The organism is Chitinophaga sp., assembly GCF_036566945.1.
GTDB lineage: Bacteria > Bacteroidota > Bacteroidia > Chitinophagales > Chitinophagaceae > Chitinophaga.
This window is the reverse complement of sequence record NZ_DATCVJ010000622.1, coordinates 1-11,324: the sequence shown is the minus strand read 5'-3', so window position 1 is coordinate 11,324 and position 11,324 is coordinate 1. Positions and strand designations below refer to the sequence as shown.

The 11,324-nt window shown below is 45.1% G+C and carries 7 protein-coding genes; all 7 read right to left on the bottom strand.

Translation table 11 applies throughout. From position 1 onward, the window contains the following. Positions 1-40: 40 nt before the first annotated feature. Positions 41-3,139 (bottom strand): CusA/CzcA family heavy metal efflux RND transporter, encoded by a 3,099-nt coding sequence (locus VIP81_RS19060; protein ID WP_331964636.1) that lies wholly within the window; start codon positions 3,137-3,139, stop codon positions 41-43. Positions 3,140-3,152: 13 nt separating this feature from the next. Next, entirely contained in the window at positions 3,153-4,466 is a 1,314-nt protein-coding gene (locus VIP81_RS19055; protein ID WP_331964633.1) for a carbohydrate porin, read from the bottom strand. Between the two features lie 7 nt (positions 4,467-4,473). Continuing rightward, positions 4,474-5,565 (bottom strand): efflux RND transporter periplasmic adaptor subunit, encoded by a 1,092-nt coding sequence (locus VIP81_RS19050; protein ID WP_331964630.1) that lies wholly within the window; start codon positions 5,563-5,565, stop codon positions 4,474-4,476. A 4-nt stretch (positions 5,566-5,569) separates the two neighbouring features. After that, positions 5,570-6,847, bottom strand: coding sequence for a TolC family protein (locus VIP81_RS19045; RefSeq protein WP_331964627.1), 1,278 nt, complete (start codon positions 6,845-6,847; stop codon positions 5,570-5,572). Between the two features lie 79 nt (positions 6,848-6,926). Further along, positions 6,927-8,297, bottom strand: coding sequence for a HAMP domain-containing sensor histidine kinase (locus VIP81_RS19040; RefSeq protein ID WP_331964624.1), 1,371 nt, complete (start codon positions 8,295-8,297; stop codon positions 6,927-6,929). 19 nt (positions 8,298-8,316) lie between these two features. After that, entirely contained in the window at positions 8,317-9,003 is a 687-nt protein-coding gene (locus VIP81_RS19035; protein WP_133811153.1) for a response regulator, read from the bottom strand. 132 nt (positions 9,004-9,135) lie between these two features. After that, positions 9,136-11,097, bottom strand: coding sequence for an ABC-F family ATP-binding cassette domain-containing protein (locus VIP81_RS19030; protein ID WP_331964618.1), 1,962 nt, complete (start codon positions 11,095-11,097; stop codon positions 9,136-9,138). Positions 11,098-11,324: the final 227 nt, after the last annotated feature.

Below are 11,324 nucleotides of genomic sequence, written 5' to 3'. Positions count from 1 at the left end.
CTAAAAGCTAAAAGCTAACAGCTAAAAGCTAACAGCTATCTCACAGTATATCTTTTTTGTTTTTATAAGCGCCGTAGAAAATGATAGGGAATACCAGCAACGTCAGTACTGTTGCGGTAATCAATCCACCAATGACTACGATGGCCAACGGTTTTTGTGTTTCAGAACCAATACCATGTGATATCGCCGCCGGTATCAAACCAATGGCAGCCATCAGGGCAGTCATCACTACCGGCCGGATACGGCTTTGTACCCCCAGTTTGATCGATTCATTCAACGACATTCGCTCCTCCAGGTTTTTATGGAATACGGAGATGAGGATCACCCCATTCTGTATACAAATACCAAAGAGTGCAATAAAGCCCACCCCGGCAGAGATACCGAAATTCATATTGGTAACGTGTAACGCCAGGATACCACCTATCAGGGCAAAAGGCACATTCATTAATACGAGGCCGGCGTCTTTTACGCTACCCAGCATAATAAATAATACCATGAAAATGGCGATGATACTAAGTGGTACCACCTGTCCCAAACGTTGGGTGGCGCGTACCTGGTTTTCAAATTCTCCTGTCCAGCCTATGCTGTAGCCTTTTGGCAGTTTCACGGCCTTGTTGATCCGGGCCTGCGCTTCCGCAATGGTACTACCAAGGTCGCGGTCACGTACAGAGAATTTCACCCCAATAAAACGCTTGTTACTATCGCGGTAAATGAAAGCCGGACCAGTAATGGTTTTGATCTCTGCAATCTCTTTCAGCGGTACTTTATTGTTGTTGATGGTAGGTACCATCAGATTGGCAAGGTCGTCTTCCGTTTTACGATAGTTCTCATCGTAACGGATCCGGATATCAAATTTTTTCTCGCCTTCATACAGCTGTGTAGCGGTTTTACCGCCAATCGCCATTTCAATCACCGCCTGTGCATCGCCGGTAGCCACGCCGTATTGCGCCATCTTATTATCATCCAGGTTGATGCTCATTTCCGGCTGACCAATATTGCGGATCACCCCCAGATCTTTAATCCCATCAACAGTTTTCAGCTGTGCTACTACCTGTTGGGATAAGGCTTCCAGCTTCACAAGGTCGTCGCCAAAAATCTTCACCCCATTGGCCGCCTTGAAACCTGCTACTGCTTCAGATACGTTGTCACTGATAGGCTGGGAGAAGTTCAGGATAATACCCGGATATTTTTTCAGGCGTTGCTCCATTTCTGAAATGAGTTCGTCCTGCGAAATTTTACGTTTCCACTCTTCTTTTGGCGCCAGATCTACCTGGTACTGCACAAAATAGAATCCGTTAGGATCTGTACCGTCGTTGGATCGGCCTACCTGCGACAGCACTCTTTTTACTTCAGGGAACCCGCCAAGGTCCTCGCGGATGGAATGGGCCATTTTAGTACTTTCTGTCATCGACATACTCATCGGCAACTCTGTAGTCACCCAGAGAGAACCTTCATTCAGTTGCGGCAGAAATTCTGTTCCGAGGAATTTAGCGGAGATAAACGTCAGCACCATAAAAGTCAGGGCCAGCGTAATGCTTAAACGCTTGTTCCGGTAAGTCCAGCCAAAACCTTTCATGACGATGCGGTCAAAGAATATCACCAGTACATTATGTTTCTCTTTCACATTTTTGTTAAGTAAAATAGAACACAATACCGGCACCAGTGTTAAGGTGAACAGCAATGCACCCAATAATGCAAAACCCAGTGTCCACGCGAGTGGAGAGAACATTTTACCTTCTACCTTCTGGAAGGAAAAAATAGGAATAAGGGAGATGATAATAATGAGTTTGGAGAAGAAGATGGCCTTTGCCAGTTCTCCGCCGGTTTGCTTGATCCATCCTAGTTTGGCCATCTTATTAAAGCGCGCCATCCCATACTTCTCCGCCCTGTGGTCGAGCATTACGAAAATGCCCTCTACCATTACCACGGCACCGTCTATGATGATACCGAAGTCAATCGCCCCCATCGACAGCAGGTTGGCACTCATGCCTTTTAATCGTAAACACATGAAGGCAAATAACAATGCCAGCGGGATAATGATAGATACTATCACGGTGGTACGCCAGTCGGCCATGAACAGGAATACGATCACGGTAACAAAGATGATCCCTTCCGCGAGGTTGTGCATCACCGTGTGGGTACAGAACTCCATCAGGTTATCCCGATCGTAGAAAGTCTCCATTTTAATATCATCCGGCAGAATGGTTTCATTCAGCTCCTTCAGCTTTTCTTTCAGTTTGATCAGTACTTCTGTGGGATTTTCGCCTTTACGCATCACCACAATACCTTCTACCAGGTCATCATTTTTATCAATACCTACCTGTCCCACACGTGGGGCGGAGGCTTCGTGTACGTTGGCAAGGTCTTTTACCAGCAGGGGAACACCATTGATATTTTGTACGATGATGTTATTGATATCTGGTATGGCGTTGAGTAAACCAATACCACGGACTACATATGCCTGTCCGTTTTTTTCAATGACGTCACCACCTACATTCACATTACTTTTGGTAACGGCCTGGTATAATTCCAGTGGCGTAATATCGTATTTGGCGAGTCTTACCGGGTCGGCAGAGATCTCATAGATCTTCTCCTGTCCACCAAAGGCTACTACATCGGCTACGCCGGGCACACTGCGAATTTGCCGGTCTATCACCCAGTTCTGCCAGGTCAGCAGGTCGCGGGAATCCCGCTTACTGCTTTTCAGGTAGTAACGGAAAATTTCGCCGGTAGGGCCGTAAGGTGGCTGTACTTCGGGCTCGGCGCCATCGGGAAGCCCCAGGCCTCCCAGCATGTTGTTCACCTGCTGTCGTGCAAAGAAGTCTTCCACATCGTCGTCAAACATTATTTTCACGACAGACAAACCGAACATGGTAACAGAGCGTACACTGGTTTTCTTTTGTACGGCGTTCATCGCTACCTCTATGGGCAGCGTCACAAAACGTTCTACCTCCTGCGCACTACGTCCGTTCCATTTGGTCACAATAACGATCTGCGTATTGGTCACATCCGGGAATGCTTCAATAGGTGTATGCAAAAAGGAAAATACACCTGCTGCAATCAGCGTAGCCACACTGATGAATACAAATAATTTGTTCCTCAGCGAAAAAGCGACAATATTTCTAATGAATTTATTCATAACTCCTGTTTCTTTAGAATGCCACTCTGGTCCTTATTCCCAGGATATTAACCGGTCCGCGGTCACTGTTGTAAGCAGGATGCAGCACAAACTGGTAATCTGGGCTTAAGGCAATATGTAGCCTGGTAATGTTACATTGATAGAATACTTCAGCAATCATTTCGGGTGCATAGTTCAGCTGACCATCGCCTACCATAAAGCCGGTACCGCCTGCAGCAAGGTAGTTGCGGTGATCTTTGGAGATACCATTTACCACCAGTGCCACGCCAGCATTGTCTTGTGCGCGGTGCCAGCATTGACCGTTCTGCAACCATCCCATACTGATGGTCTGATCTATTTCTGTATAGGCCCAGGTTTCATTATGACCATCGTTCCAGGATGCTTTCAGAAAAGCGCCGCCGTTGTTGGTAATCTCCTGGTCTATATTAATACCGAAACCATATTTGGTATGACCGTCTCTTCCAACTGCACTAATGTTGGGCGTATCTACGGCTACTTTCACCGCCTCGTTATAATTGCCCATAGGCGCCTGGTTAATGAAAACCATCACCCGCACATTCCCTGCATAGTGGTTCAGTGTATGCGTGTGCGTTACTTCCACCACTTCACCATTGGATTGGCCGTAATGATAATTGAGGGTGGGACCATTAGCAGTAGTGGGTTCCAGCGATGTCGCTGCCTGTATCTGCCAGTTGTCTTTCCGGTATTGTATGGTCAGTGCTATGGTATAACCACGTACATCGGCCGGATAATCCCAGGCAGCATTACTCATCAGCGACCAGTTCAGAAACTGGGTGCGGGGATCATGGCTATACACATTCTGGTCGAAAAAATCAGCCAGACAGTATTTACCACCAATGAAGCGCAGGTAATGCGTAGGTGTCTGTCCCGCCACGTTATTCAGATCATCATCATCTGTTTCAGTATGGGCTGTTAATGGGATTGTATACTGAGCATAAGCACGGGCCAGATAAATGGTAGGGGTAGGATTACCTACCCGGAAAGTTTCTCCATTAGGAAAACCCGCAATGCCGGTGGCATGGCTGAGACCCTGACCACCAGCGAGTTCCGGGTTTATATATAGTTCCAGATTTTTCAGCGGACGAATACCTGCATAGACGGTGCTGGTAATAGAGGTGGCGCTTTTTTCATGGGTAAGAAAGCTGTTGGTACCCGAATACTTCGCGGAGAAGTCCGGATGCCATTGCGTTACCAACGTTTGCTGGAAATGGAAAGAGTAGGGGATAATGCTATCCGTCTTCTTATCCTGCGCCAGCAAGCGGGTACTGCTTAATGCCAGTATACCTATGGAAAATAACCGCGTCATTGTCGGATTAGTCTTTAAGTGCATCGTAAATCAACAATTGATTTTTAGAGATGACTTTCTCATCCGCATTGACGCCGGAGGAGAGATAGGTAATATCTCCGGAGGTCTTCGCCACTTCTACCTGACGCACGGTAATGTTGAATTTATCTTTAAATACCAGCACATAATTTTTGCTGTTATCAAAGATCACAGCAGCAGAAGGCACCGCTATTTTCTGATCGTTATCCTGGTATTTAATGTATACCGTAGCAAACATTTCAGGCTTCAGCAGCATATTTTTATTATCAATGCTGATCCTTACCTGCATGGTTTTGGTAGCGGGGTCCAGGAAGTTATAGATCTTATCAATTTTGCCATGGAAGGGCTCATCAGGGTAACTCACGGTCACTACATCTGCCTGATATCCTTCTTTCATGCGGGCAATATCCGTTTCAAAAACATTGGCCATCACCCACACATCATCCAGTTCGGAGATGGTGAAAATATTGGCGCTGTTATCCGAACGGATCTCCATATTGTTGTTAATGTTTTTTTCAATGATATAACCGGAGATAGGTGCCGTTACCAGATAGGTGGCACCTTTACCTTTGCGGTATATTTTAAACAGGTCATTCAGACGGGTAATTTCTGCCTGTGATTTCTGTACTTCACCTTTGGCATTTACCACATCTTTTTCTGTACTCAATCGGCTGTCGTACAGGTCCTGCGCCACTTTCAGGTTCTTATCCGCCACGTTCTGATCAGACGTTGCCTGCGCCAGTTGCTTTTCGTAGTCAGCAATTTCGGCGCTATGTATGACTGCCAGTACCTGGCCTTTTTTTACATAATCACCCAGCTGTACTTTAATATCTTCTACATAACCACTCACCAGCGGATATACTTTCAATACCTTTCCACCGTTTGGCGTTACTTTACCGGAAAGGCGAAGCTCATTCAATACCGGTTGCATATGGGCCGTATCGATGCGTATATTTTTCAGCATCGTATCACTGAGCACAAAAGTGGTTTTCTCTGAATCTTCTGCCTGGCTGTGTTTGCAGCCACTCCATAAAATGGTGGCCAGCAGCGAAAAGCCAATAATAAGAATAGGCTGTTTCATATGCTTAGTTTTTAAATAGTTCTTGTCCTGTTGCATAGTTGAGTTCTTCGTAAGCATTTACCCGGTTGGATAAAAACTTGTTAATATTTTTAGCGTTGTCGCTGTAGCTGTTGAAATAATCAATAAACTGAAGCAGGGAGATATTGCCTTTGCTGAAGTTTTTGGACACTTCATCGATGAGGGTATCAAATTCTCCCTGGAACTGATGCAGGTCAAATCCTTTGTAACGCTTTTCCAGCGCGATGATGCGCTGATAAGCATTGAGCACTTCCGTTTGTGCGATGGATTGTTGTTGGAGCAGTTGTTGTTGCTCTGTACCGATTTGTAATTGAGCTGCCCTTATATTGCCCTGGTTGCGGTTCCACACCGGAAGATCGATACCTAATGTTAAACCAACGAAATTGTTCACATAGCTGCCTTGTTTATCGTACGTAGCACCTACATGCAGATCCGGAACAGCCAGTGATTTCTGCAAACGATAGTTGAGCTGAGCGGTCTGGTATTGAATGTCTGCCATCCTTACATCCGGCCTGTTGATCGCCACACTGTCGAGCAGTTGAGGGAGCTGTATTTTATCCAGGTTGTATGAAGCCAGATCTGCAGGTTGCAGCCTGGCCTCATAAAAATCCCTGGTATGTAACAACTGTTGTAGGTTTTTCTGAGATTCTAATTCCTGTTGTTTCAGATCGGCAAAATCATTCTCTATGCCTACCTGCAAGGCTTGTAACCTCACCAGGTCGGCATGTGCTACCGCACCTTTTTTGTCGGCAGTAACATAGGCATCTACAATTTTTTGCAGATTATCCAGTTGCTCCTTCAATACCATTTCGGATTGTTGCTGATAGTAGATGTTGTAGAAATTTTCGCGTAACTGTAAACGGAGTGTGCGTAGCAATTCATCAAAGTTGGCCTCACTCATCTTGGTCGCGGCGGCAGCTAGTTGTATGCTCTTGTTTCTTTTACCTGCCAGTTGAATCAACTGGTCCAGGTTGTACTGCGTTTCGCCACCAGGGCCTACATCAAATGGTTTGAAATTATTGGTGCTGCCAAAACCAAGTACACTGCTGAACGAAGGATTACTCCACATTTTCGCCTGTCGTACCAGTGCTTTGGAGGCATCTATCTGATAACGTTGCGCCAGCAATGTGTAATTTTTAACAAGGAAGGAGTCCTCTACAGATTGTAAGGTAACCGTCTGCGGAGACGTTTGTGCCTGCGAAGATTGAATAAAGCCCAGGCAGGAAACACTTGCTGATATTAACAGCATCCTGATAGTTCGCATAATGCCAAATTTCATGACACAAAGCTCACAAAGCAGAATTAAAGGGGCCTTTAAGGATGATTAAAAAAGGCTTAAAGAATTATAAATGCGGGAGTATCACTGTGAAAGTAGTGCCTTCCAGCGGTACAGAAGTAACGGTAATATGTCCATTATGAATTTGCACTATCTTTTTACAGATAGACAATCCAAGGCCATGACCGCGGATTTGAAGGGCATTGTGTCCGCGATAAAATGGCTCAAATATTTTATTGATTTCTTCCGGAGGAATGCCGATACCGGTATCTTTTATCTGCACCATAATGTACTGCGTAAAGAAATCAATAGACACTAATGCGGTGTTGTTCTCGGAAAATTTACAGGCATTATCAATCAGATTCAGGAAAAGCACTTTCAAAAGATTCTCATTTCCGTAGCAGGTCACCAACAAATCATTGTCCGGCACCTTCACAAAATGAATTTCTACTTTGCTGGCCGTTTTTTGCTTGAGCCGGATGAGGGTGGTCATCTCCATCAGTAATTCATCAATACGTACATTACTCAATACAAACTCCTGCTGCCGCATTTCTGACTGGGCCAGCTGCAATAAGCCATTGGAAAGGTCCGAAAGATTTTCGGCATCTTCCAATACAGAAGTGAGCAAGGCGAGATATTCTTCCCGGGACCTGTCTTTCGACAAGGCTACCTGTAACTGGCTGATAATAGCCGCCAGTGGGGTACGTAGCTCATGAGAAGCGTTGCTTACAAAGCTTTTTTGCAGATCGAAAGACTCTCCAAGCCGTTGCAGCATGGTATTGAAGTTGGCGCCCAGCTTGGCTATTTCATCTTTCCCTTTTATGGCTACCTGTGTATCCTGCATATTATTGGCATTGATACTATCTACCTGTTGTACCAACTGGTCAATAGGCTGTACCATTTTCCGGGCAAAGAAGTACCCTACGCCTACCAGCACAATAACGGCCATGATCAGCTCCAGCAATAGGATCTGACTAAGATTTTGCAGGTTCTGGAAGCCATATTTATCAAAAGAGGATACGATCACTATCACAGACACCGTTCCTTCTGTATAATATACGCCCACTACTTCGCCACTGCCTTTATCGTAGCTGTACAGCTTATTTTCCGTGATGTAATTGAGCAAACTGGGATGCGTGCGGATGGTGGTATCTTTCAGATTGCTATACAGCAGGTCGTAATTGGGGTTGTATACGAGGATGGTTTCCTTATAAAGATCCTGGAAGGTGGTACGATCCAGTTTACGCAGCAGGTCTATCTTTACATTATCATCTTCAATAATCACGTTGGCAATGGAACGGGCCCGGTATTCCAGTCTTTCCAGGTATTCCTGCTTACGTGATTTAGCGGAAAAATAATAGGCCAGTACGGCAAATGCAATCAGCATCAGCGTAGCCGAGATGGTATAATAGAGCGCTATTTTGTACTTGATCTTCAATCAGAAAAGGGGAGTAGCTTTATTCTTCGGAAAGATAGTATCCCATACCTGTTTTGGTATGCAATAGTTTCTGTTCAAAATCCTTATCTATTTTTTTGCGGAGGAAATTCATATATACCTCAATCACGTTAGTACCGGTATCAAAATCGATGTCCCATACTTTTTCGGCGATGGTAAGCTTGGAGATAACTTTGCCCTTGTGCATGGCCAGGAATTCCAGCAATTGGTATTCTTTGGCGGTGAGGGCAATTTTTTTGCCGCCCCGGGTCACATCTTTCTTTTCGCGGTCTATTTCCAGGTCGGCGATACTGATTTTATACTGGGTGCCATGGGTGGCTTCAGAGCCGGCCCTTTTCAGGAATACCCGGATACGCGCCAGTAGTTCGCGGAAGTCGAAAGGTTTTATCAGGTAGTCATCGGCGCCCAGTTCAAACGCCTGCATTTTATCTTCCATACCCCCAAGGGCAGTGAGCATGATCACCGGAACCCGGTTGTTTTTATGGCGGATGACCTCACACAGTTCATAGCCATTGTGATGGGGAAGGTTCAAATCCAGGATCACCAGGTCGTAGTTGTTGCTGGTGGCTAATCCTTTACCAATGCGGCCGTCGTAGGCTACATCTACGTCAAAACCATTTTCTTCCAGCCCTTTCTTCACGGCATTGGCCACTTTGACTTCGTCTTCAACTACCAGTATTTTCTGCATACAAGGGGAATTTAGAATTACGAATTACGAATTACGAATTACGGATGTAAGCGGAGATAGTAAAGGAGAGTGTATCCGCTATGCTCTCCGCTTACATCCGTAATTCGTAATTCGTAATTCGTAATTCTTTCCTTAGCTGGTCAGATTCGCTTCCAGCTGCATTATTTTCTCAAACAATTGTTCATATTGCTGATTTGCCCGGTCCAGGTATTTCTGTACATCCTGGTATTCATTTTCTACCTGGGCAAATTTTGTTTTGTCGTTGTAAATATCAGGTGTTCCCAAACTGGCTTCCAGACTAGCTTTGCGTTCTTTCAAACTCGCTACCTGACCTTCTACCTGGGAAAACTGTTTTTGTTGTTTTTGTAATTCGCGTTGTACTTCTTTGTTGATAGCGCCTTTGCCGGCATCTACAGTCGCGGCGGCATTTTGCTGACGGGTATCTTTCTTCGTTTCTGCGTTGGCGTTAGTCTTTGCCGGCGCCTGTTGCTGAGCGGCCATTCTCTTTTTCCACTCTTCGTACTCATTGTAGGTGCCTTTGAATTCCTTGATCTCACCATCTACAATTTCCCAGATCTTATTCGCGGTCTGGCTTACAAAGTAGCGGTCATGCGATACCAGCACCAGGCTGCCATCGTACTTGTTAAGGGCATCAATCAGCATCTGCACAGAGTTCATGTCCAGGTGGTTCGTAGGCTCATCCAGCATCAGGAAGTTAGCCTGACTGATAATGGTTTTTGCCAGTGCCACACGTGCTTTTTCACCTCCGGACAGGATCTTGATCTTTTTAAATACATCATCACCGGTAAAGAGGAAGCAACCTAATAACTGGCGTAATTCCAGCTCTGTACGGCCGCTGCCAAAGTTTTTCAGTTCATCCAGTATTTCACTACCCATATCCAAGGATTCCAGCTGATGCTGTGCATAGAAACTGGTCACTACGTTGTGGCCGGGCACTCTTTCGCCTTCCATAGGTTCCATCCCGAAAATGATCCGGAGCAGGGTAGACTTACCCTTACCGTTGGCGCCAATGAGGGCTATTTTATCACCACGGTTGATTTCCGCGCTGGTGTTTTTCAGGATTTCTATGTTCCCGTAGCTTTTGCTGATATTATTCAGGGTACATAAAATCTTCCCAGGTGTTTTATCTACCGTAAAGTTAATTTTGATTTTAGACGGACCATTATCCGTTTGTTCCACACGCTCCAGTTTATCTAGCCTTTTGGCGATACTCTGTGCCTGTGCGGCTTTAGAGGCTTTCGCTTTAAAGCGTTCAATAAAGCGTTCCTGCTGGCGGATATAGTCCTGTTGGTTTTCGTAAGCACGCTGCTGCATTTCGCGGCGGAGTTCTTTTTCCACTTCATAGTCGGCATAAGAGCCGGCATAGTGGTGCAGTTGCTGCTGGTATACTTCCACGATTCTATTTACCATACGATCCAGGAAGAACCTATCATGCGATACAATAATCACGGCACCGTTATAACCAATCAGGTATCTTTCCAGCCATTCGATGGAGGGAAGATCCAGGTGGTTCGTAGGCTCATCGAGCATGAGTACATCGGGTTGCTGCAGGATTAAGCGGGCCAGGAGTACACGCATACGCCATCCACCGGAAAACTGGTTGTAAGGGCGGTCAAGGTCGGCAGTGGTAAAACCTAAGCCTTCCAGTACCTGCGCGGTTTTGTGCTTCATATTGTAGCCATCCAACGCTTCAAATTCATGCAATGCATCACTGAATTCATGCAACAATTCTTCTGTCTGGCTATCTTCCAACTCTTTGGTAATACGCTCGATATCTTTTTCGAGTTCCAGCGCCTTACCAAAGGCCATCATGCCCACCGTCAGAATAGATTCATCGGTTTCAAAGCTGAGCAGGTCCTGGTTAAAGAAACCAATCGTCAGATTTTTACTTTTATTAATACTTCCTTTAGAAATGGAATATTCCCCATTGATAATGCGTAACAGGGTAGACTTGCCGGTACCATTTAACCCGATAAGACCAACACGGTCGCCCGGTTCTATATGCCAGGAGGAATCTTCCAGTATCACCCTGGATCCAAACTCAAACGTAATGTCCTGTAATGCGATCAACATAAAAAATAAAAAAATTGGATAAAAAACGTGCAAAGTTAAGGATAAATGTCCGTATTTGGCGGATTTTGTCTTTGTCTTTGTCTTTGTTCAGGATTATACTGATTATGATGATTTACAAGATTTTTACTTTTTTGATTATTTAAGATTTTTGAAGATGACGACGAAATACCATCTTGGCTAATCTTTTTAATCTTACAAAATCATCAAATAAAATCTTGTAAATCATC